At 67.0% G+C, this 22,752-nt stretch carries 19 protein-coding genes; 11 read left to right on the forward strand and 8 right to left on the reverse strand.

Features of this window, described 5'->3' with window-relative positions:
• Positions 1-159 precede the first annotated feature (159 nt).
• The 4 genes from FFS20_RS02045 to FFS20_RS02060 form a co-directional block, all read right to left on the reverse strand.
• A complete protein-coding gene (locus FFS20_RS02045; RefSeq protein ID WP_137824282.1) occupies positions 160-1,323 on the reverse strand; it encodes a hypothetical protein in 1,164 nt (387 codons plus the stop codon).
• 397 nt (positions 1,324-1,720) lie between these two features.
• A complete protein-coding gene (gene rsmI, locus FFS20_RS02050; RefSeq protein ID WP_137824283.1) occupies positions 1,721-2,590 on the reverse strand; it encodes a 16S rRNA (cytidine(1402)-2'-O)-methyltransferase in 870 nt (289 codons plus the stop codon).
• Positions 2,591-3,021: 431 nt separating this feature from the next.
• Positions 3,022-3,483 carry a DUF4190 domain-containing protein gene (locus FFS20_RS02055; protein ID WP_137824284.1) on the reverse strand — a complete coding sequence of 154 codons (462 nt, stop codon included), beginning with the start codon at positions 3,481-3,483 and terminating at the stop codon, positions 3,022-3,024.
• 153 nt (positions 3,484-3,636) lie between these two features.
• A complete protein-coding gene (locus FFS20_RS02060; protein ID WP_171006947.1) occupies positions 3,637-4,287 on the reverse strand; it encodes a DUF4190 domain-containing protein in 651 nt (216 codons plus the stop codon).
• Between the two features lie 224 nt (positions 4,288-4,511).
• Between FFS20_RS02060 and FFS20_RS02065 the strand changes: the two genes are divergently transcribed.
• The 7 genes from FFS20_RS02065 (at position 4,512) to FFS20_RS02095 (ending at position 13,989) form a co-directional block, all read left to right on the forward strand.
• Positions 4,512-6,698: a phospholipid carrier-dependent glycosyltransferase gene (locus tag FFS20_RS02065; RefSeq protein ID WP_137824286.1), complete on the forward strand. Its 2,187-nt coding sequence runs from the start codon at positions 4,512-4,514 to the stop codon at positions 6,696-6,698.
• An 83-nt stretch (positions 6,699-6,781) separates the two neighbouring features.
• Positions 6,782-8,014: an acylneuraminate cytidylyltransferase gene (locus FFS20_RS02070; protein ID WP_137824287.1), complete on the forward strand. Its 1,233-nt coding sequence runs from the start codon at positions 6,782-6,784 to the stop codon at positions 8,012-8,014.
• A gap of 129 nt (positions 8,015-8,143) precedes the next feature.
• Entirely contained in the window at positions 8,144-9,031 is an 888-nt protein-coding gene (locus tag FFS20_RS02075) for an N-acetylneuraminate synthase family protein (RefSeq protein ID WP_137824288.1), read from the forward strand.
• A 277-nt stretch (positions 9,032-9,308) separates the two neighbouring features.
• A complete protein-coding gene (locus FFS20_RS02080; protein WP_137824289.1) occupies positions 9,309-10,283 on the forward strand; it encodes a glycosyltransferase family 2 protein in 975 nt (324 codons plus the stop codon).
• Positions 10,280-11,671, forward strand: coding sequence for a polysialyltransferase family glycosyltransferase (locus FFS20_RS02085; protein ID WP_137824290.1), 1,392 nt, complete (start codon positions 10,280-10,282; stop codon positions 11,669-11,671). The genes FFS20_RS02080 and FFS20_RS02085 overlap by 4 nt, the downstream gene beginning before the upstream one ends.
• Position 11,672: 1 nt before the next feature.
• Positions 11,673-12,656 (forward strand): hypothetical protein, encoded by a 984-nt coding sequence (locus FFS20_RS02090; RefSeq protein WP_137824291.1) that lies wholly within the window; start codon positions 11,673-11,675, stop codon positions 12,654-12,656.
• Between the two features lie 31 nt (positions 12,657-12,687).
• On the forward strand, positions 12,688-13,989 hold the full coding sequence (locus tag FFS20_RS02095) for a DUF6716 putative glycosyltransferase (protein WP_249356431.1): 1,302 nt from the start codon (positions 12,688-12,690) through the stop codon (positions 13,987-13,989).
• A 62-nt stretch (positions 13,990-14,051) separates the two neighbouring features.
• On the opposite strand, the gene FFS20_RS02100 is transcribed toward FFS20_RS02095, so the two are convergent.
• On the reverse strand, positions 14,052-14,525 hold the full coding sequence (locus FFS20_RS02100; protein ID WP_249356432.1) for a GtrA family protein: 474 nt from the start codon (positions 14,523-14,525) through the stop codon (positions 14,052-14,054).
• Positions 14,526-14,576: 51 nt separating this feature from the next.
• Entirely contained in the window at positions 14,577-16,079 is a 1,503-nt protein-coding gene (locus FFS20_RS02105; RefSeq protein ID WP_137824293.1) for a hypothetical protein, read from the reverse strand.
• 393 nt (positions 16,080-16,472) lie between these two features.
• Between FFS20_RS02105 and FFS20_RS02110 the strand changes: the two genes are divergently transcribed.
• Complete coding sequence (locus FFS20_RS02110) at positions 16,473-17,591, forward strand: glycosyltransferase (RefSeq protein WP_137824294.1); 1,119 nt, start codon at positions 16,473-16,475, stop codon at positions 17,589-17,591.
• 229 nt (positions 17,592-17,820) lie between these two features.
• On the opposite strand, the gene FFS20_RS02115 is transcribed toward FFS20_RS02110, so the two are convergent.
• On the reverse strand, positions 17,821-19,431 hold the full coding sequence (locus FFS20_RS02115) for a hypothetical protein (protein WP_137824295.1): 1,611 nt from the start codon (positions 19,429-19,431) through the stop codon (positions 17,821-17,823).
• Positions 19,432-19,507: 76 nt separating this feature from the next.
• Complete coding sequence (locus tag FFS20_RS02120) at positions 19,508-21,046, reverse strand: hypothetical protein (RefSeq protein WP_137824296.1); 1,539 nt, start codon at positions 21,044-21,046, stop codon at positions 19,508-19,510.
• A 38-nt stretch (positions 21,047-21,084) separates the two neighbouring features.
• On the opposite strand from FFS20_RS02120, the gene FFS20_RS17845 reads away from it, so the two are divergent.
• The 3 genes from FFS20_RS17845 (at position 21,085) to FFS20_RS02130 (ending at position 22,703) form a co-directional block, all read left to right on the forward strand.
• Entirely contained in the window at positions 21,085-21,237 is a 153-nt protein-coding gene (locus FFS20_RS17845) for a hypothetical protein (protein WP_171006948.1), read from the forward strand.
• Positions 21,238-21,363: 126 nt separating this feature from the next.
• Positions 21,364-22,473, forward strand: coding sequence for an iron-containing redox enzyme family protein (locus tag FFS20_RS02125; RefSeq protein WP_249356434.1), 1,110 nt, complete (start codon positions 21,364-21,366; stop codon positions 22,471-22,473).
• A gap of 5 nt (positions 22,474-22,478) precedes the next feature.
• On the forward strand, positions 22,479-22,703 hold the full coding sequence (locus FFS20_RS02130; RefSeq protein WP_171006949.1) for a CDGSH iron-sulfur domain-containing protein: 225 nt from the start codon (positions 22,479-22,481) through the stop codon (positions 22,701-22,703).
• Positions 22,704-22,752: the final 49 nt, after the last annotated feature.

Raw genomic sequence — 22,752 nt, forward strand, 5'->3', positions numbered from 1 at the left:
CCCGCGCACAGGGCCGGCGGGAAGGCGCGCCTGCAGCCCCACGGCGTTAGAGCTCACCCTGGTTTCCAGGGCTCGGTTCTTGGCATGAGCCCTGGAAACCAGAGTGAGCTGTGGCGAGGACTCGCTCCCGGCACCCCTGCCGGTCGACGCAGAGCAGGCTCAGAGGCGAAGGGGCTTGCCCCTGAACTTCAGCAGCTCCGGTGCCTGTTCGAAGAGCTTCGCCCCGAACACCTGTGGATTGAGAATGTCTCGGAAGGCGAAGTGGACGACCTTGTACCCCATCGTCAGCAGCATGTTGTGCTGGTAGCTCTCCCGCTTCAGGCGACTGCGTCCGAACTCCACGTACTTGCCGGAACCATCGACGGCCAACGCCGTCCTCGTCTGCCGGTGGAGAAAGTCCAGCCTCGTGAGGAAGTCCCCGTCGTGGGCGACATTCCACTGCTGGTCGAAATCGTGGAGGCCGAGGAGATGGAGATTGAACGAACTTCGACTCTCCGCGTAGCTCTCCGACAGCGGAGAGATGTGCGCAAGCAGGGTGAGAGCTCGTCTGCGTCCACGCGCCAGTCGGAGTGCAGCGGGAGCGAAGTCGTGGGCGACGAGGTTCCGGCCGATGTCCGCGAGCACATGGGGATTGGCGAACCCCAGACGCTTCTTGAGTCCGTACCGCTTGTGGACGCCGCGTCGCAGGGTGGCCTCCAAGGCGGCGTACCCCGCAACTGGACCGCCGTACTCGATGAGGTCCAGGCTGGTGCGGATCGAGCTCGTCACGTCCACGTCCGACAGGTTCGCCCGATCAGCGCAGGGCACCGCGCGCCGGAAGCGGCGGATGGCCGGGCTCAGCGTGCTCGCAGTCGGATGCATGACTGTCAACGGTCGGAGCGGCAGGTCGAACATCGGCAGGTCGTGCAGCAGCGCTGCAGACACACCGGAGACGACATCGCCGCGGCGATAGTGCGGGTAGTGGATCACCTCGAGCCGTGCCAACTGAGTGCGAATCGCACGATTCTCGATCTGTTCGGCTATCGAAGAGTCCTGGAACCGATCAGTCCACACCGTGTCCGTGATCAGCTCGCGGATGCGCGCATGGCGAGGAACCGTGCAGGCGACGGCGATCGAATACACCCCGCGGCAGACGCGGATGAGACAGCAGTCGACAGCTCGACTGATCTCCACGCTGGTCACCCCTGCTGCACGCAGGGTCTGAGAGGTCACCACATTGCATGTCGGCTGTTCCCTGTGATCGTCCATCCGCACACTCTGGCGCCCGCAGTCGGCCGCCGCATCTGCGATCGGGTGTCCTGTGGAAACGCGATGAGCGTCCACAGGCTGCGCGAACGCGAGTGCTCGCAGTCTCCCCAGGGGGCGTGACGGCAACGCACCAGCGTCACCGTCCCTGACGTCGCCGGGCCGCCACGTCCCCGGCGGTCGCAGTTCCTCAGAGACGCATCACCGCAGGCGAGCGTGCCAGCACTCGAGTTCGCGTCGACACTGCGAGACGAGTCGGAAGCGTCAGACGAGCTCGCTGATCGAACCGCAACCCTTGACCACGCCGCTTTGAGCTCTGTCGAGCACGAGCAGCTCACGTTGCGAACAGTGCCGCCCAAACGAAAGTGAGCCCAAACCGTCCACAGCCGATCGCACGCAAGTGGGGCCGCACGACGGGCCCGACGGGCCGACCGCGCACGGACGCGCCGGTCCCACCGCCCACCCCGCACCGCGGTCACTCGCGGTGGAGCCAGGCCTCGTAGATCTCCCGCTTGGACAGACCGAAGCGCTTCGCGATCTGGCCGGCCGCCTCCTTCGCGCGCACACCCGACTCGACCAGCTCCTCCATCTCGCCGAGGTGGTCCTCCGGAGCCGTCTCCACCTCGGTGGCACCGGCGAGGACGAGGGTGAGTTCCCCGCGCAGACCATCGGCGGCGAGCTCGCGCAGGGACCCGACGGTCCCACGCAGCGTCTCCTCGTACGTCTTCGTCAGCTCCCGGCTGATACTCATCGGCCGGTCGGGGCCGATGACCGATGCGAGGTCGTCCATCGCCTCGGCGATCCGGTGCGGGCTTTCGAAGAAGACCATCGTCCGCTTCTCCGACTTGAGCTCGTCGAAGAGCGTCCGGCGAGCCCCGGACTTCCGGGGCAGGAAGCCCTCGAAGCTGAAGCGATCACTCGGCAGACCGGAGACGGCGAGCGCCATGAGCACCGCGGACGGCCCCGGCGTCGCGGTCACCGGCAGATCCGCCTCGGCGCACGCCCTGACGACGCGATATCCGGGGTCGGAGACCGCCGGCATCCCAGCATCGCTGAGGAGGACGACGGTCTGACCGCCGCGGACGAGGTCGACGATCTCGGGCGCGCGGGACTGCTCGTTGTGGTCGAAGACGCTGAGCACGCGCTTCGTGTGCGCAATCCCCAGACGCTGAGCGAGGGAGAGGAAGCGGCGGGTGTCCTCGGCGGCGATGACGTCGGCAGTCGAGATCGCCTCCCGCATCCGCGGGCTCGCATCGCCGAGGTTGCCGATCGGAGTCCCGACAAGGATCAGTCGTCCGCCTGCCGGCTTGGGGTCGAGTGACGGGTCGGCTGCGTCCTCGTCCATCGAGGGATCGCCGTGCGAGCCTGCGTCGGCTCTGTCGGCAGCGTGGCCAGCTCTGTCGGCAGCGTGGCCAGCTCTGTCGGCAGCGTGGTCAGCTCTGTCGGAAGCGTGCGATCCGTCGGCACGCGGTGCCGCGGACTGGTGGCCTGAATCGCGGTCATCAGGCTGCGGGTCACCGAACCCGGGACCACCGGATTCGGGAGCACCGGAATAGCGGTGGCCCGCCCCGATGTCATACAACTCTCGGTCACCGGACTCTGAGTCACCGGACTCAGTATCACGAGTCTCTGGGTTGCTGAGTTCAGGAGCGCCGAACGCATCCGGGGGCAGCCCGTCCGCCTCCTCACCGAGTACAGGATCGGGACCGAGAACAGGATCGGGCGTCGTCGGCTCAGGCGCCGGTGCAGTCGGCCACCGTGCGGGATGCGGCCTCGTCAACTGTACGAGCCGGCGCTGCCGAGGAATCCGACCCCGAGGATCGCCACGAAGAAGAGAATGTAGACGATCCAGAAGAGGATCCAGAGACTCGTGCCGATGTAGCCGACCCAGAGGGCGGCGATCGCCATCCCGTCGCCGCGCTCGCCGCGCTCCCTGATCTGCTTGCGGGCGATGTGGCCCATGACGATCCCGGCGATGCCCGCGAGGAAGACGCCCGAGATGGTGCCGAAGATCGAGGCGACGAGGGCGATGATCGCCAAGGTGTTCGTGGGTGCCAGCTGCTGGTAGCCGACCCCGGCGCTGCCATAGCTCGCAGGACCGTACGCGCTTCCGTAGTTCGCGACCTGCTGGTTGTTCGCGGCCTGGTAGCCGTTGGGATCGTAGCTGTTCGACGGCTGCCCGGACTGCGGCTGCTGGTAGTACATGTCGGGATTGTTCCAGTTGTTCTGACTGCTCATGACTTCTCTCCTCGGGGATTCTCCCTCAACCGTACCGAGCACGGCACCGAGACCAAAGGCGAACGTGTTGCAATCCTGCATCGTCGACCGTCGGAGGCACCCTCTGCGACCGATGCCGGGCGGTGGGCCGCCCGGTGAAGTCGAGTCCGCCGCTCAGGCCGTCGCGGCGAACATCGCGAACAGGCTCACCCCGACGATCGCGATGATGACGATGGCCAGGATCGCCAGGCCGATGCTGATGTAACCCATGACGAGGCCCGCCGTCGCCTGACCCCGCCCGTCTTCGCCGGTGCGCTTGATCTGGCCGCGCGCCACGTGCCCGAAGATCACCGCGAGGATGGGCGCCAGCCACAGGAGCATCGCGAGGAAGCTGAAGAGCCACCCGATGACCGGGATCATCGCGAGCAGCCAGCAGACGAAACCGCCGGCGAGGCCGATGATGCCCATCCACATCGACCACCCGGCCAGTGTGTTCGGCCTGCGGTAGACGACCATCGGCGCACCGTACGTGCCGTAGGTGACCGGCTGACTGAAACCGCCCGGCTGGCCCATCGCGGGCTGCCCGCCCGAGGGTCCCACCGAGTCGAGGTACTGCCCGTAGTCCGTGTACTGGCCGCCACCGTAGCTGACCTGGTCATAGCCGCTCTGGCCCGATCCGTAGCCGTTCTGGCCAGTGCCGTAGCCGGGCTGTCCGGAACCGTAACCGAGCGACGGCTGGGACGCTCCGTATTCGGAGCCGAACTGCTGGGAACCGACCTGGGGTGGGTCGCTCGGGCGGTAGTTCGGGTTGTTCGACACTCTCATCACCGTCTTCGCTCGTACACGGAACTTCTCGCACAGCACGTTGTGCAATGCCTGTAGTGATCAGCCTAACTGCCTTCCCCCGCGTGCGATACCGCCATTTGCACCACTGCGCCGCCACAGGGCGGCAGCAGGGAATGACGCGCGCCGAGGCGGCCCGACGTCCGAGACACGACCGAGCGCAAGCTGAACGGGCTGGTCGGCGCCGCACCCTAGACTTGGCGGTGATGACAGCTCCCCATGATCCCCCATCGCCGAGGCGGTCCTCCGACCCGACGACCCGCCCCGAGTCGTCGGGCAACACTGACCCGACGACCGACCGCAAGTCGTCGAGCGCCCCTGACCCGACGACCGGCCCCGAGTCGTCGAGCGCCCCTGACCCGACGACCGGCCGCAAGCCGGCGGCCAGCCCAGAGCCGACGACAGAGGCTGCGGCCACCTCGGCGGCCCGAGCGGCCGTGCGCGAGGAGATGTCACCGACGGCGGAGTCATCCGCCCGCACAGACCGCAGACAGAACACCGGCCCGTCGCGCCGCGTCGCACGCGAGACCCGGGCCCGCCGGCGCGAGGCTGTCCTCGCCGGAGCTGCGGCTCTGCGCAGGACGACCTTCTCCGCGGGCATGTGGGCGACCCGGGCTCCGGTGTGGATGTGGCCGGCACTCATCGTCATCACTCTCATCAGCGGCGCTCTGCGCCTCTTCCGCCTCGATTTCCCGCCGCGGCTGATCTTCGACGAGACCTACTACGTCAAGGATGCCTACTCGGTCGTCACCTTCGGCTACGAGCGCGCCTGGCCGGAGAACGCCGACGACTCGTTCAACGCCGGCGACCCGAGCGTCATCGAGTCCGGCCCCGAGTACGTCGTCCATCCGCCGCTGGGCAAATGGGTCATCGGATGGGGCATCGACCTCTTCGGCGCCGACGACTCCTTCGGTTGGCGCTTCTCCGTCGCCATCGTCGGCACCCTGACGATCTTCCTCATCGGCCTCGTCGCCTGGAAGCTGTTCCGATCAGCCTTCTTCGCATGCGTGGCCGCAGGTCTGCTCGCCGTCGACGGCGAGCACTTCGTCCACTCCCGCACGAGCCTGCTCGACATCGTGCTCATGGCCTTCATCCTGCTCGCCTTCTATTTCATCCTCCTCGACCGCGAGCAGGTGACGAAGCGACTCGCCCGCTGGACCGCGGGACTCGACAGCGCTCCCCCGCCGACGAGCGAATCCGCCGCAGACCCCGCAGCCAGCCACGCCGCAGAAGCCCAGAGCCCCGCCGCGAAGTCCGCCCGCGCCAAGGTCGCCGACGCGATCAACTTCGGCCCCCGCCTCGGCGCGCGACCCTGGCTCATCGCCGCGGGCATCAGCCTGGGACTCGCCACCGGCGTGAAATGGTCGGGCCTCTATGCCCTGGCGGCGTTCGGCATCCTCGTCGTCGCCTGGGACGTCCATTCCCGTTTCCGCGCCGGCGTCGTCCATCCGTGGCTCGGCGCCCTCATCCGCGACAGCATCCCGGCGTTCCTCTCGCTCGTGCCGGTCGCCCTCATCACCTACATCGCGACGTGGACGGGCTGGATCCTCTCCGACGACGGCTGGGACCGGCAGTGGGCGGCCGAGACGCCCGGCTGGTGGCAGTCCCTGCCGTCGTGGCTGTACTGGCTGCCCTCGCTCGCGCGCTACCACTACACGGCGTACTCGTTCCACGTCGGCCTCGACGCCGAGCACCCCTACATGTCCAACCCGTGGGGCTGGATCGTCCAGTGGCGGCCGACGTCGTTCTACTACGAATCCCTCAACCAGGGCGATCTCGGGTGCGAGGCGATCCGGTGCTCCTCGGCGATCACCTCGGTGGGCAACCCCGTCATCTGGGGTCTGGCACCCGTCGCGCTCCTCATCGTCCTCGCCGCGTGGATCATCCGCCGCGACGTCCGCTGCGGGGTCATCCTCGCCGGACTCGCCGCGACGTGGCTGCCGTGGTTCGCCTACCAGGAGCGGACGATCTTCACGTTCTACACGATCGTCATGGTGCCCTTCGTCGTCCTCGCGCTCACGTACTGCCTGACCCTGCTGTGGGGCAGGCGGAATCCCGCTCCCCCATTCGCCGAGGCGGTCCGACCGTCCCCGGCGACGCCGGGTTCCGCTCCCGAACCACAGACAGTCGCCGGTCAGTCACCGGACACCGACACGACAATGCCCCCCGGCCAGCCACCGGCGACCGGCACTCCGACATCCCCCGAAACCTCCCGCGTCTCCCGGCGCCGAGGCGGCCGGCCCTCGTGGACGCTGCTGGCCCGCCGCCTCGGCGTCGGTCTCATCCTCGCCGCCGCGGTGCTCGCGTTCGCGTACTTCTGGCCGATCTACACCGGCGAGGTCATCCCGTTCGAGGCGTGGAACAACAGGATGTGGAACGTCACCTGGCGCTGACCTGAACTCGACATGACGGGGTCGCCTCGGCGACACCGGCTGTTCACCTGCGCGTCACGGCCCGTCGTTAGGTTCGGGGCATTGTGACTGACACCGCCATCCCGAACCACCCAGCTCCCGCCTCGGCGACACCCGCTCCCACCTCGGTGGACACGAGGACATCCGAGCCGAACACATCGCGAACCGTCGCCATCATCCCCGCCCGCGGCGGATCGAAGGGCATCCCCCTGAAGAACCTCCAGAAGGTCGCGGGCGTCTCGCTGCTCGCCCGGGCGATCAACGCGGCGAAGGCCACCCCGAGCATCGACCGGGTCATCGTCTCGACCGACCACGAGGGCATCGCCGCGGAGGCGATCCGGGCCGGCGCCGAGGTGTCCCACCGTCCCGCGGAGATCGCCGGGGACACAGCGACGAGCGAATCGGCGATCATCCACACCTTGAACACCCTCGACGAGGACTTCGACGTCACCGTGTTCATGCAGTGCACGTCGCCGTTCATCGACTCCGCCTCGATCGACAATGCCGTGTGCCGGGTCGCCGACGGACAGGACGACGTCGTGTTCTCCGCCGTCGAGGACCATTCGTTCCTCTGGCGCCTCGACGACGACGCCGAGGCGGTCGCCGTCGGCCATGACAAGGCCTTTCGCCCACGGCGCCAGGACCGAGCCAAGCACTTCAACGAGACCGGGGCGTTCTACGTCATGCGCACGGCCGGGCTGCTCGAGAGCGGACACCGCTTCTTCGGCCGGGTCGGCATCGAGGAGGTCCCGCCCGAGCACGCCCGCGAGATCGACGACATGTCCGACCTCACGCTGGTCCGCGCGATCGCCTCGACGCAGGAGACGGCTCAGGTCATCGACGTCGACGCGCTCGTCACGGACTTCGACGGCGTCCACACCGACGACGGCGCCTATGTCGATGAGGACGGAAACGAGCAGGTCAGGGTCCATCGCGGCGACGGAATGGGAATCTCACGCTTGGTGAAAACAGGTTTCCCTGTCATGATTCTCTCAAAGGAACGCAACCCTGTGGTCACCCGCAGGGCGGAGAAACTTCATATCGACGTAACCCAGGGTGTGGACAATAAGTCGGAGGTTCTGCGGTCGTGGATCGACGCGCAGGGCCTCGACGCCACCCGCGTCGCCTATGTCGGCAACGACATCAACGACCTCGAAGCCTTCGACGTCGTCGGGTGGCCGATCGCCGTCGCGGACGCCCACCCCAAGGTGCTCGCCGCCGCTCGAGTCGTTCTCGACCGGCCCGGCGGACGGGGCGCGGTCCGTGAGGTCTGCGACCTCATTCCCGCCCGCAGCTGAGCCAGACACCGGAGCGCGGCCTCCCGGCGGCCCCACCGACAACTCCACACCGCAGACACAACTCCACAAGGAATCGCACCACCCACCCCGCGCGGCGGCACTCACCGCGTACGAACGAAAGCAGGATTCATGACTGATCACATCGCCCCCGTGGCCATCGGCGACCAGCTCGTCGGACCCGGCCAGCCCGTGTACATGATCGGTGAGATCGGCATCAACCACAACGGTGACGTCGAGATCGCCAAGCAGCTCATGGATGCCGCAGCGACCGCAGGCGCGCAGGCAGTGAAGTTCCAGAAGCGCAACCCCGATGTCGCCGTGCCCGAACACCAGAAGTCGAAGATGCGCTCGACCCCGTGGGGCGAGATGACCTACCTCGACTACAAGTTCCGCGTCGAGTTCGAACGCGAGGAGTACACGGAGATCGACCGCTACGCGAAGGAACTCGGCCTGCAGTGGTTCGCCTCCCCGTGGGACGTCGACTCCGTCGAGTTCCTCGAGAACCAGTTCGATGCGCTCACCTACAAGGTCGCCTCGGCGTCGCTGACCGACTTCGAACTCCTCCGCGCGATCGCCGAGACCGGCAAGCCGGTGCTCTGCTCGTCCGGCATGTCCGACTGGGCGACCCTCGATGCCGCCGTCGAGGTCTTCGACCGCGACAAGCTCGTCCTCATGCACGCCACCTCGACGTATCCGCTGCCGCCGGAGGAGGTCAACCTCCTCGCGATCCCCGCGATGCGGGAGCGCTACGGGGTGCCCGTGGGCTACTCGGGCCACGAGCTCGGCCTCGAGATCTCCTTCGCCGCCGCCGCGCTCGGCGCGGTGACGATCGAGCGTCACATCACCCTCGACTCCTCGATGTGGGGATCGGACCAGTCGGCATCGATGGAGCCGCGCGAGTTCGCCTCGCTCGTCAAGGGCGTGCGCGTCCTCGAACAGGCCATGGGTGACGGCGTCAAGCGCGTCATGCCCGGCGAGGAGTCGAAGATCGACTCCCTCCGCAAGGTCACCGCTTGATCTCAGTCCTCTGAAGTCAGCAGGCGAACCGCCCCGACGGACAGGTGTCCGTCGGGGCGGTTTCCCGTGCGCATAGGACAGAACCGTGCCTGCGTGCGGAATCCGGCACAGCGGAATCCGCACGCAGCCGGCCTCTCGAGGCCAACCTTCGGTGAACTCCTCGAACCGTGTCGTTAACCCTGTCGTCACCTGCTGTTACTCAGCCGTGTCTACCATCGTCTGAGCCCATGCACGTGCGGCATTCCCCTGCGGCCGTGCTCAGCAGCGAAAGGACCCCATGACCACTCCCCTGACCAGCGTCATCATCGCGGCGAAGAACGCCGAACAGACCATTGGGAGCAGTCTCAAGAGCTTGACCATGCAGGGGTTCGCCCCCGACGAACTCGAAGTCCTCGTCGTCAACGACGGCTCGGAGGACCACTCGGCTGAAGTCATCGCCGAGTACGAGGACAAACTCAATCTCGTGACCATCGAGAACCCCACCTCGCTCGGTGTCTCGGCGTCGCGCAACTTGGCGCTCGAGGCGTCCACCGGCCAGACCATCACCTACCTCGACGGAGACGACTGGTACGCGCCGGGTCACCTGCGGAAGATGACGGATGCGATCACCGGACTCGGCGTCGACTTCGTCAAGATCGACTACGTCCTCGTCGAAGGCACCAAGCGCAGCCTCAACCAGGCGCCCTGTGCTCTCCGGAACCGTCCGCTCAATCCGCGCGACTACATCATGCCCGCGAACATGCCGACGATGGTCGACTACCCGGCGTGCTGGACGGGCATCTTCACCCGCAGCATGGCCGATCGCGGCCTGCTCACCTTCGATCCCGCCCTGCGGACCTGTGAGGACCGCCCCTGGACGTGGCGACAGCACCTCGAGTCGGATTCGTTCGCCGTCATCAACTCCGCAGGCCTGTGCTACCGCAAGGGAATGTCGACGTCGCTGACCTCGATCTACGACGAACGGCAGCTCGACTTCATCCCGGCCTTCCGGACCGTCTTCGCAATGCTCGAGAGCGACCCGGAGATCGACGAGTTCGAGACGAAGGCCGTGCGGAACTTCCTGTCGATCCTCTACCACCAGCTCGTCAAACGATCGGACCAGATGACCGCCGAGGTGAAGCAGAAGCTGTTCGCCGGTGCGACGACGAACGTCAAGATGATCAAACCCGAACTCGTCGATCGGGTGGTCGAGAAGTTCGGCGATGACCGAGTTCCGGTCATCGCCCCGGTTCTGAGGAGGGCACAGGCATGACACAGCTCATCCAGGTCTCCACCCTGTATCAGCTCGCCAACGTGGCCGCGAACATCAACGCCGGTCACTTCGGGTCGGCCGACGAACGCCGCATCCTCGTGGTCGCCAACAACGCCTACGCGCCCGAGATCACCCCATCGGCGATCGACCTGCTCGGCTCGACGACCCTGCTCAGTCGGTTCGATTCGGTCGTCGACTGGAATGCCGCCATCTGGCCGAGCCACCCCAAGCAGTTCGGCATCTCGCCGACGCGGGCGCCGATCATGCGCACGCTGCTCGAACACCTGTGGTCGCTCTCCCCTGACGAGGACATCTCCCTCGTCGTCGAGTCGCTGCCCGGCCATCCGGCACACGCGCTCACCCAGGTCTTCGCCGACGCTCCGATCTCCGTGCACTCCGACGGCCTGATGAGCTACGGGCCGGTGCGCAATCCCCTCGGTCGTCCGCTCTGGCAGCGCCTCGAGAACGTCCACTACACCGACCTGCTTCCCGGAGTCATGCCCCGGCAGCTCGCCGAACACGCTCCGAATCGCATCGCCCTGACCGTCGACGAACTCCGTCCGGTCATCGAGGAGATGGCCCAGGAATCCGACGACGCCCTGACCTCTGCGGGCCTGTCGAATCCGATCGACGACAGCGCCCTGGTCCTCGGCCAGTACCTTGCGGAGATCGAGCTCATCACCGAGGAGGAGGAGATCCAGCTCCACCTCGACATGCTCGACGAGGTGAAGAAGCGCGGAGTGGGCACGGTGATCTTCAAGCCCCACCCGACATCGGCCCGGACCGTCGCCGAACCGCTGAGGCGGCGCGCGGAGGCCCTCGGCCTGCGCTTCGTCCTCGCTGATGTGCCCGTCCTCGCCGAGGTGGTGGCATCCCGGACGCAGCCCCGGCTCGTCGTCTCGTGCTTCTCCACCGGGCTCGTGACCACCCAAGCGCTGTACGGAACCGAGACCGCTGTCGTCGGCACGGAGCTGCTCCTCGAGCGGATCGCCCCGTATCAGAACAGCAACCGCATCCCGCTGACGATCGTCGATGCGCTCAATCGCGGCGGCTATGTCCTCGAGGACCGACCGGGCGGCCGCGGGCTCAAGGACTTCAATGCTCTCATCGACGCCGTCACCTACTGCATGCAGTCGACCATCATGACTCACCTGCGCGAACCCGCCGTGCGCTTCCTCACGGCGGCCGTCGGCACGGGCGACATGGTGTACTTCAAACGCAAGCGCCTCACCCGCCTCGATCTGCCCGGCAGCCTCGAGGCGTCGAACCGCGGGCGAGTGCTGCGCACGGGGAAGCGGATCCTGCGCAAGAATGCGAAGTCCGCGCTCTCGAAGCTCGACCGCCGTGGGATCAAGATCGACGTCGCCAAGCTGACCGGACGCCGCTGACATGGCTCGCACGGCGATCGCTTTCGCAGAATCGCCTCTCCAGTTCCTCTCCGCGCTCGAAGCGCACGAACCGCACGAAGAGCTGCTCATCCGAGCTCGCGCGAACGCGAAGGGGATGACGTCGTTCCTCGACGCCTTCGACCCCGCCTGGCTGCCCAAGCGCGTTCGCCTCGAACGCGAGGGGGCCAAGCCGGGCATCCTCAGGAAGATGTCGCCGTCGAGTATCTACATCGGTGACGCCTGCTCGGGCCAGGTGCACAAAGCGCTGTCGATGGCGTACCTGGAACGGCGGATGCCGGAGATCGTCATCCTCGATGACGGGCTGGCGACGTACTCGACGATTGAGACCCTCGCCGCCAAGCGGGGACCGCTCGTGCGCCCACGTCAGAAGCTCAAGCCGTCCCGGGAGGTCATGGCCGCCTATGTCGCCGACCGACTGCGCGGCCTGGCCTCCGGGGGCAAGCTCCGCTGGCACACCGCGCTTCCCGTGCCGAAGGCGCTGCGCAATGCCTTTCTGCGCACCGGGGCGGAGATCACCCGGCATCGTTTCGAACACCTCCAGTCGCTGCCCACCGGCGGCAGCCATTCGCGGGACACTCCGGTCATCGGATCCTCGCTGGCCGCTGACGGACTCATCCGCGAAGAGGCCTACCTCGCCTGGCTCGAGGGTCTGCTCGCCGCCGGTCCGATCACCTACTACCCGCACCGTCGTGAGTCCGCGGAGTTCCTGGCGAAGCTCGGAGCCGACGACCGGGTGCGGATCAAACACGTCGGACTGCCGATCGAACTGCGCCTGATCAACCTGCCGGCGGAATCGGTCATCCGCAGCCTCCCGAGCACGGCGGCAGTCTCCCTGGCGGTGCTCAACCCCGATGTCCGCATCGATGTCACGGAGATCCCCCGTGAATGGTGGACCGGGACGTCTCCCGATAGTCTGCGTACGTCCCTCAACGCACAGACTGTGGCCGGTGATCTCGATTCCTGATACCCCTCACGCCTCCGAGCACGAAACTCCGGTGGCCGACACCGTCACGCCGCATCCTGCCGGCACCCCGGCCGCGCCCGCCGGCACTGCTCGCTCCGTCGGTGCCGAGGACTCCGCGCGCGCCCGCTCGGAGCGGGAGACGATCAGCGTCGTCTCCGTCTCCGACAGCGAGTCGTACCTCAAGTGGGCGACTCAGCTGCTGAGCACGCTGCCCAATGTCGAGGCCCACGTCTACCTCATCGACAATCCGATCCTTCCCACGAACGAGCAGATCACCCATGCGATCGCCGGTACCGCGTGGGAGGGCCATGAGGTTCCGATCATCAGCCGCAGCGAACTCGGCGAGGTCATCGCCAATCACGCGCCCGACATCGTTCTCGGTGCGGCCACCGGTCCCATCGTCGCCCAGCTGTTCCTCACCGCCAGTGCACTCGAACCGCGTCCCGCGCTCGTCTCGGGACTGCCCGGGATGGGACTGCCGGCCAGCGGCAAGGGGATGAACTACCGCAGACTCATGGATGCGTTCCTCGCCCACTCCTTCACCGAGGTGGACGAGTACCGGGCCGTCAGCGCGCTGCGGCGGGTGCCCGCCGAGATCCTCCTCGCCCGCCTCCCGATGCTGCGTTCGCCGGGCGTGCCGGATCGCCCGGCCGGCGGGTCACCGGCAGGGGTGCCGACGACCCTGGTCTTCGCCCCGCAGGCGAAGGTGCCCGAGTCGGCCGCCGAGCGTGAGTCGATCATCGCCGCACTCGTGGAGTTCGCACTCCGGCATCCCGATTCCCGCACCGTGGTGAAGATGCGGTCCCGGCCGGGCGAGCACGAAACGCACCGCGAGCAGCACTCGTACTTCGAGATCATCGACGAGTTCAAGGCTCGCAAGGTGCCCGGAGCCGATCGTCTCGAGATCGGCTACGGTCCGCTCACGGCGTTCCTCACCCCCGGTTCGGCGCTCGTCACGCTCTCCTCCACAGCGGCGCTCGAATCGATCGACCGTGACATTCCCACCCTGCTCATCTCGGACTTCGGCTTCGACCGGGCACTGCTCAACGAAGTCTTCGCGGATTCGGGCGCGACTGGCAGTCTCGCCGATGTCGCAGCGGGCAGAATCGGCTTTCCCAGCGAGGAGTGGCTGGCGAGAAACTACTTCCACATCGATGACGGAAGTCTGCGTCGCAGCCTCGGCCTGCTCGCCACCCGGTCCCGCACCGGACAGCTGCCGAATCGCCGGAAGGCCGTGCTCAAGCAGAAGCGAATGCTCTTGCGTGCCGAAGCCCGCATCTACACCCCGCCGATCGTCGTCAAGGCCTATAGGCGGATTCGGTACGGCCGCTGAGCACGACGCACGGGGACGCTGGGCGGTGACCTTCGAAGGACTCTGGGACCGGTCCGTGGCCCTCAGCTGCGGTCGTCGGTGACCGAGCTCGATTCGTCGAGTTCGACGACCACCTCGGCGGCGGGTGATGCTGCCTTGAACACCCATGTCCGGTACGCGTAGAACCGGAAGGCCATGGCCAGGGCGATGCCGATGACGTTCGTCGAGATGTTGTAGGTGAGCTGGTCGCGCATGTTGAGCAGATACCAGGTGACGCCGAGCGGGATGACGGAGATCGCCATGCCGGCGAGGTTGACGGCGATGAAGAGGATGATGCCGCGGACATTGGAGTCGGTGGTGCGATCCCCGTAGGTCCACAGCTTGTTGCCGATCCACACGACGATCATCGCGGCGATCGTCGAGATGATCTTCGCCTTGATGGGGCTGCCCTCGAGAAGCGCAGGCACCGGGCCGAGCCCGTAGGTGAGGAGGTTCGAGAGTCCGACGTCGACGATGAAACCGACGCCGCCGACGGTGAGGAATTTGAAGGCTTCCACCGCGAGGCGCCGAAGCCGAATCGAGACAGACTCTTGCATGACAGCTCTACTCTATGTTGTCTGCTTCCGGACTCGCTGAACGTGCCCACGTCGCGCCGACCACATTCCCAGGGTGAGGACCACGCCGACGGTCACCGCAAGCGCAGGCCAGAAGGTGTATCGGAAGTGGTTGGCCGGCACGATCGGGAAGTAACCTGCGACATAGCACAGCGCCGAGGTGGCGAGCATCACGATCTCCGGGACGAGGCTGGGGGTCGGCCGGGGAGCTGAGCCGCGAGAGGTCTCGGCTCGTCTCAGGCGAAGCGCAGCGGCGACGAGAAGCACCCCCAGCAGAGACCAGAACCACGGTTTGAACACCATCGGGAACGTGGCCAGGGCGAAGTCCTCGACATACGGGCGGAAGAGGTAGTCGGCCTTCTCGTCACCCTGTGCGTAGCCGACCTTCGTCCCCTCCCCATGCCATTCCGCGGGCCAGTACTCGAGGCTGGAGGAAAAGAAATAATAGGAGAACACGGCTGCCCGGTACTCGACGTAGCGCAGCGGGTGGGTGATGACGGTGTCCAGCCAGAGCTGCCTGAGTGCGTCCTGGTCGGCGATCGGGCTGAAGTTCTCACCCGTCGCGCCTTTGCCGTAGCAGTTCCAGTACGCGTCCCAGATCTCCCCCATCTGCAGACACTTCGGGCGGGCCGCACCGATCTTCGCTTTGAGCTCCGGGGGCGCGTCGGAGGCCATGAGCTCCTTGTCGGGCACCGAGAACATCACGTCGTCGAGGAGGACCTGTGAGATCTGCCCGGTGGGCTGAACATCGTAGCGGGCGGCGATGATTGCATCAGTCGCCTTCACCCCGCCGACCAGGATGATGAGGACGACGACTCCCGCCGAGGCGGTGGCGAGCACCGCGCGCGCCCGCGTCCGGTGAGACGGGGGTGTCTCGACAGCGGCCATCCCGTGACGTCGACTCCGCCGCGCAGCGAGTGCGGTGACGAGGCACCACCCGAGGTAGACGGCGATGGGGATGATCGCGAATACGGCGTTCTTGCGCAGCCCGACCGCGTAGGTGATCAGAACGAGTGCCGGCACCCACAGCGGCCACGTCTTCGGCACGAGGCGCGCGACGGTGAGCAGCATGATGGCGGCGAGCAGCGCCGCGGCCATCTGCGTGTCCTTCCACAGCGTCGTCATCTGCGACAGCGTCCACGGCATCACCATGACGGCGGGACCGAGAAGGCTGACCCACCTCGGCGCCCCGCAGCGGTGGATGATGGCACCGAGCACCCAGCACGACCCGGCGATGAGGCCGGTCTGGAGGACGAACAGGCTCGCCTGCTCTCCGGTGAGGTCGATGAGGCCGCGCCACACGACGGCCATGACGGGCGGGTGCCAATCAGAGAACGGGATCGCGCCCACCGCCTGTGCGTACTGGTTGGCGATGTCGACGTTGACGCGACCGGGGGCGTAGAGGCGCACGAAGACGACGGCCCACCCGATGCTCAGACCACCGAGGACGACATCCCACACCCAGCTCGAACGGGCAATCGATCGCGCAGAGTTCATGGGGGCTCCTCAGCAACTGATGTCGAGGTCGGGGATCGGGCCGCGCGGTGGTCGCGGCCCGGTGACTCAGTCAAGCGACTACCGTAACCGCGCCGACTTCGCACAGCGGAGAAATCCGCACGACTTCACAGATGCTTCCTCGACACTTCACCTGCTCGCCATGCAACAGCGGCCGGGTGAGAGCGAACTCGCCGTCCGGTGGGGTCGCTGACGGCTCCCCCGACGGCAGCGCCTGTGCGCTTCACCACAGACGGAGTCTGCCCACGAGCCGCCGCCCCAGGTGACGCCCGCGAGGAAGCTGAGCGTCCGGTGTGTCGACCCTGGCAACTGGCTATAATTGCCGGAGCCCTGTGCACCCTCGCACGCACTCACGGCATCCCCAAGGAGCTTCATATGACCGACCGTCCCACCGGACTGCGCATCGCGGCGATCGTGCCGTGCCACAACGAGGAGATCACGATCGGCAAGGTCGTGCGTGATCTCTCCGCCGCAGTTCCCGAGATGACGGTCTACGTCTACGACAACAACAGCACCGATCGCACCGTCGAAGAGGCCCTCGCCGCCGGTGCGGTCGTCCGCCACGAATACTTCACCGGCAAGGGCAACGTCATCCGCCGGGCGTTCTCCGACATCGAAGCCGACATCTACGTCACCATCGACGGCGATGACACGTACGAGGCCGCCGATCTACCGGCGATGATCGATCTGCTCCTCGAGGGACCCTACGATCATGTCCTCGGGGTCCGGCAGGACACCCAGGCGACCTCGTCGTACCGGCCCGGCCACGAGTCGGGCAACAAGATGTTCAACCGGCTCACCAGCCGCCTGTTCAAGTCGCATGTCACCGACATGCTCTCGGGCTATCGGGTCTTCTCCCGTCGCTTCGTCAAATCGTTCCCGGCGATCAGCAAGCGCTTCGAGATCGAAACCGAGCTCACCGTTCACATGATGGCCCTGCGCCTGCCGAGCGCCGAATACCCCGTCGGCTTCCGCGACCGCCCCGACGGCAGCGAGTCGAAGCTCTCGACGTTCGGCGACGGCTTCCGCATCCTCGGCCTCATCACCCAGCTCGTCCAGCACGAGCGGCCCCGGCTCTACTACGGCCTGCTCACGCTGATCTTCGGCGCGCTCTCGCTCATCCTCGGCATTCCGGTGATCGTCGAATACTTCAACACCGGCCTCGTCCCCCGCTTCCCGACGGCGTTCCTCGCCGCGATCCTCATGCTCCTGGCGATCCTGATGGGCAGCATCGGACTCATCCTCGACGGCATCCGCCGTGGTCGTCGTGAGCTCGCGCGCCTCCACTACCTCGGGCTGCAGTCGGTGGCTCCGGTCATCCCGGCTCTCAAGTCCGCCGGCGCCCCCACGCCGCTGTCGAAGGACCAGGAGGAGCACGACGCGCCCATCGAGCGCCCGACCCAGGAGTCGAGCGTGACGTCCCCGAAGCCGGGGTCGGAGGCAGGGTCGAGCGGCGCCGCACCGCAGAACCGGCTGCACGTCACCCGCCCCTGAGACGACCGCCCGAGAGTCCGCCTCCGCTGAGCAGGTCCAGCGGCACAGCGCCAGTCTCAGCGACACAGCGCCAGCCCCAGCGGCACGGCCCCAGCCCCAGCATCACAGAACGCCCCGTCCGTCCGGACGGGGCGTTCCCTGCTCTCAGACGACCGCCGGCCTCGGCCGCCTCACCTCACTGGCCGTCAACCGTCACCTCACGGGCGGTCAGTCGTCACCTCACGGGCCGTCAGTCGTCGTTCCCTCGCTCCGCCTCGGCGTCCGCGCCGAGCCTCACGGCTCTCCGGCGCTTCGCCCTCCACGCCATCTGTGCGGCAGCGGCGATCATGATCGCGCACATCGTCATCACCATGGCCGGCCAGTAGACGTACCGGTAGTGGTTGGCCGGCACGATCGGGAAGTAGCCGACGACGTAGATCAGCGTCGACAGGCTCATCGCCGTCACCGCCGTCGCCAGGTGCGACCAGCCTGCGGCCTCCCCCAGGCGGCGGATCCGCGGGTGCGCGACAAGGGCGACGACGGACAGCATCGTCCAGAACCAGCCGGTGAACAGCCACGGCAGGTCCTCCATGCCGAACTTCTCGACATAGGTCTGCGCCGCGTCGTTGAGCTGCTTGTACTTCACCTCCCAGCCCATCGGGTTCTCCACGATCGTTCCACCCCATTCGGCGTAGTTGTCGAAGAGGAAATGGGAGAACGTCTGGGTGCGGTAGATGAGGTAGCGATCGGGACGGGTGACGACTTCGGACAGCCAGACGTCCTGGAGTTCCTCGGTGTGGTCGATGGCCGTGTAGATGCCGTCGGCCCCCTGCCCGTAGCAGCGCCAGTACGCGTCCTCGTACGATCCTGCCTCACGGCATTTGGCCTGCGCGGCGACGAGTCTGTCCCGCAGGTCCGGGTCGGTGTCGAGGGTCTTGAGCTCGGCGGCGGGAATGGTGAAGAGGACGTCGTCGAGCATCACCTGTGACACCTGATGCGTCTTGAGCGGCTGATACACCGCGTTGAGGATCGCTCCTGAACCGATGACGAGGACGAGCACCGCTCCGGTGAGGACGACGAACCGCAGATCGAGGATCCGCCTCCACATCGACCGCCCCGCCTCGGCGCGCTGTCCGGACTCGGTGGCGGCCGCCTCGGTGCCTTCCGGGGACGGCCTGGAGGTCGCCGCCGCCTCCGCCTCGGCGGGCTGTGAGGACCGCGCGATTCGGGCCGACCAGATCGTCCACGTCGAGAACGCCAGCAGCCAGATGAGCGGCAGCACGGCGAAGAACGCGTTCTTGCGCACCGCGGTCCCGTACGTCAGCGCCACGAGACCGACAGCCAGGAGCACCCAGCGCAGGCGCCTGAACCGCTGCGCGAGCAGCGCGCAGACCACAGCGGCGAAGAACGCCTCCGCCATCTGCGTGTCCTTCCACAGCACACCGATGTAGGTGAAGATGTTCGGCAGCAGCAGGAACCCCAGTCCCGCATACGACCAGCCACGGGACCGCGTGACGTCATAGAGGTAGAGCGCGAAGCCCAGGCCGATGCCGAACATGAGGAACACCTGGACGTAGAGGATCGCCGAGGCGTGTCCGGTGAGATCGAAGAGCCACGTCCACGTGATCGTCATGATCGCCGGATGCCAATCCGAGAGCTGCTCGTTGCCGAGCACCTGATGCAGCTGCCAGCGCGTGTCCGCGTACATGCCGCCCGGCGCGAAGGCGAGGCTGGTGCCGATCGCGAGCACGAGCGCGACGACACCGAGGACAGCCAGATGGATCCTGGCCGAGGCAGAACGGTAGTCGGGTCGCAGCGGAACGGCAGGCCGGTCGGACGCCGGGTGGTCGGCAGAGGGCATGTGGGGATCCTTCAGAGGGTTGACGCACTGGTCCGCCGCCGGACGGGCGGAGAACAGCCTGAACGACTCTATCCGATCAGTCGCCGGGACTCGCGGCTCCCGCGCCCGGGTCGGCTCCCGCGCCCGGGTCGGCAGGCGCGCCCGGGTCGTCAGGCGCGGGCCGTCGTCTCGCCTTCCACGCCAGCGAACCGGCGGCGGCGAGCATGATGGCGGCCATGCTCATCGCCAGCGCGGGCCAGTAGATGTAGCGGAAGTGATTGGCCGGCACGATCGGGAAGTACCCGACGATGTAGATGAGCGCGGACAGGCTCAGGGTCGTCACCGTCGTCATCAGGTGGGCGAGACCGGATGAGGCCTCGAGGCGCCGGACATGACGGACGCAGACGAGTCCGAGCACTGCGCACAGCAGCCAGAACCACCCGGTGAACAGCCATGAGAGATCGCGCGCCCCGAACTTCTCGACGTAGGTCTCCGCGGCATCGTTGGCCTGTTTGTACTTCGTCTCCCAGCCCAGGTCGTTCTCGACCGTCGCGCCGTCCCAGTCGGTGTAGTTGTCGAAGAGGAGATGGGAGAAGGTCTGCGTGCGGTAGAGGAGGTAGCGGTCGGGCCGGGTGAGCACCGTGCGCACCCACAGGTCCTGCAGCTCGTCGACGTGCTCGATCGCCGTGTAGATCCCGTCGGCCCCGCGCCCGTAGCAGCGCCAGTAGGAGTCCTCATAGGCATCCTTCTCCCGGCAGACCTTCTGGGCGGCCAGGAGGTTCTCCCGCAGCTGCGGGTCCATGTCGGTGGTCCTCAGCTCCGAGCCGGGCACCGTGAAGACGACGTCGTCGAGCATCACCTGGGAGACCTGATGGGTCTTGAGCGGCTGATAGATCGCGTTGAGGATCGCTCCCGACCCGAGCACGAGAACGAGCACCGCGGCCGTGGTCGCCGCGAACGCCGGGGAGAGCAGCCGTTTCCGCCACGATGTCCGCGGACGCGCGGAGCGGATCGCGAAGACGGAGAACGAGAGCAGATAGATGAGCGGCAGCACGGCGAAGAACGCGTTCTTGCGCACCGCGGTCCCGTACGTCAGGGCAATGAGACCGATGATGAGCAGAACCCACCGCAGGCGCTTGAACCGCTGCGCGAGCAGCGCGCAGACGACCGCGGCGAAGAACATCTCCGCCATCTGCGTGTCCTTCCACAGCACACCGATGTACGTGAAGAGGTGCGGGGTGAGGAGGAAGAGCAGCCCGACCCAGGACCAGGCCCGCGACCGGGTGACGTCGAAGAGGTAGAGGGCGAACCCGAACCCGGTGACGAACATGAGCAGCACCTGGACGTAGAGCACCGCAGAGGCGTGCCCGGTCAGCTCCGCGAGCCACATCCAGGTGATCGTCATGATCGCCGGATGCCAGTCCGAGAGCGGTTCGTTGCCGAGGACCTGATGCAGCTGCCATCGGGTGTCCGGGTTCATGCCGCCCGGTGCGAATACCACGGTGGTGCCGACGGCGAGCAGACCGGTGACGACGATGAGCAGCGCGAGGTGGATCCGCGCCCTCGCCGACCGATAGTCGGGACGCGTCGTCGAATCGACACGCGTCGGAGCAGAGGGGATTTCGGGCGAGGGCATGAGCAGGTCCTTCGAGGAATCAGCGCACGGATCACCGCGTGCGAAAACAACCTCATCGACTCTATCCCATCGGCACCGCCGACCCGGCCCTCCACGGCTCCTACCTGGCGATCCCGTCGTCGTCTGTGACGAAACTCGCCGAGGTGGTCCGACCTCAGTGTGCCCGAGACGAGCAGCAGATCTCCCTGTGATGTGCTCACCGGGCGGACTGCGCCGTGCAATGACACTTGACCGATCGCCGGGCATGCTATTTCATCGAACAAGGAAGATTGCACCCTGAGACGAGACGGATCCGCGCTGGAGAGAAGGGAGCAGAGGTGACGACCACACACTTCGAGCCGGCGGCAGACGGGACCGCGGCGACACACCTGCCAGGAGGCACCCCCGAACCGCGAGGACCGCTGAGTGCGGCGCTGCTCGCGGTGCTCACCCATGAGGAGACCGAGGCGGACCGGGACTCCGCCGCCGCACTGTGGCAGCGCCTCGACGAGGCGGCCCCGGTGGCGCTGCGGGAGACTGCGGACATCGTCGCCGACGAGGACCTCCAGCTGTCACTCTTCCTCCTCCACCTCCTCCACACCGGGCCCGCCCCCTTCGTCCGCGGGGACGTCGAGTGGGATCCGCGCCTCATCGCGCTGCGCCGGAGCATCGAGGAGCCCTTCGAAGCCGCCCTGCGAGAGCGCACCGCCACCGCGGATCCGGAACCGACCAGCGGAGAGGAAGTCTCAGAGGCCCTCTTCGCGATGACCGCCGAGGTCACGCAGCCGACGCTCGCGACCTGGGCATCGCGTCATGCGACCGCAGATCAGCTGCGGGAATTCCTCATCCACAAGTCGATCTACACGCTCCGGGAGGCCGACCCGCATTCGTGGGCGATCCCCCGCCTGCGGGGCCGCGCCAAGGCAGCACTCGTCGAGATCCAAGCCGACGAGTACGGCGGCGGCGCCCCCGACCGGGTCCACGCGGAGATCTTCGCCCGCACGATGCGCGGCTACGGCCTCAGCGATGAGCCCGACCACTACCTCGACGAGGTTCCGGCGCTCACTCTCGCGGCCTTGAATGCGATGAACCTCTTCGGGCTCAGCCGGCGCCTGCGGGGAGCGACCATCGGGCATCTCGCTGCGTTCGAGATGACCTCGTCGATCCCCAACCGCCTCTACTCGCGAGCGTTCAGCCGACACGGGTACGGCGCGGACGTCACGGAGTACTTCGACGAACATGTCGAAGCCGATGCCGTGCACGAGCAGATCGCCGGCCGAGACCTCGCCGGCGGTGCCGCCGACGACGATCCGAGCCTCATCGCCGACATCCTCTTCGGAGCCCGGGCCTGCCTCCACCTCGACGAACTGACGGGGACCCACATGCTGGAGAGCTGGCAGAACGACCGCACCTCACTCCGGGCACCGACGGTGTCTGAGAAAGGGTGATCCCCATGGACGACAGCGAACCCGCAGCGACGATCACTCCGTGTCCCGACGGGCCGCTGCTCGTGCGCGGCAGCTTCGCGATCCTTGCCGGACCCGGTCGCGAGGACACCGTGACCGACCGCGGAGTCGTGGCCCTGTGCCGTTGCGGCAAGAGCGGAATCCCGCCCCTGTGCGATGGCAGCCACCGCCTCGTCGGCTTCCGGGCCCCGGCTCCCCCACCCCCGGAGTGACACATCGCCGAGGCGGCTCCGCTGCCAGCAGGAACCCTGACGGCGAAGG

The sequence above is a fragment of the Brevibacterium sp. 2SA genome, assembly GCF_005502845.1.
GTDB lineage: Bacteria > Actinomycetota > Actinomycetes > Actinomycetales > Brevibacteriaceae > Brevibacterium.